The following is a 423-nucleotide window of genomic DNA, read 5'->3' as shown; positions in this document are numbered from 1 at the left end:
CATGAGCCGATCTTCTGACCGGCGGTCAGGTCGACGACCCAGATCCGGTAGTTGGCGTTGGTGCCGAACACGTCCTGGTTCGCGGCAGCGGTGAAGGTGACCTGCTCGCCTGCACGGAAGGTGGTCTTGTCGGCCTCCAGGGCCACGGTCCAGGGGGCGCGCTGGAGGGTGACGGTGTTGCTGGTGGCCTGCACGTCCTTGGCGGGGTCGGAGCCGGAGGCGATGTAGGCGGCGTACTGGTGCGGTTCGCCGGTGTAGAAGCGGGTGGTGAAGGTGCAGGTGTTCCGTTTGGAGCCCAGGGCGTTGGGGCATATGAATTAGCCCAGATTGTGTGGAGTGCACACGTGTACTCTCCAGATCCGGTAGTTGGCGTTGGTGCCGAACACGTCCTGGTTCGCGGCAGCGGTGAAGGTGACCTGCTCG

At 64.5% G+C, this 423-nt stretch carries 1 protein-coding gene; it reads right to left on the bottom strand.

Translation table 11 applies throughout. The features are described 5' to 3' along the window. Window positions 1–194: hypothetical protein (locus G3I71_RS48380; protein WP_164325344.1), on the bottom strand; the 194-nt coding region annotated here is incomplete at its 3' end. Between the last annotated feature and the right edge of the window lie 229 nt (window positions 195–423).

The organism is Streptomyces sp. SID12501, assembly GCF_010550245.1.
Lineage (GTDB): Bacteria > Actinomycetota > Actinomycetes > Streptomycetales > Streptomycetaceae > Streptomyces.
This window is presented reverse-complemented; position numbering and strand designations above follow the sequence as displayed.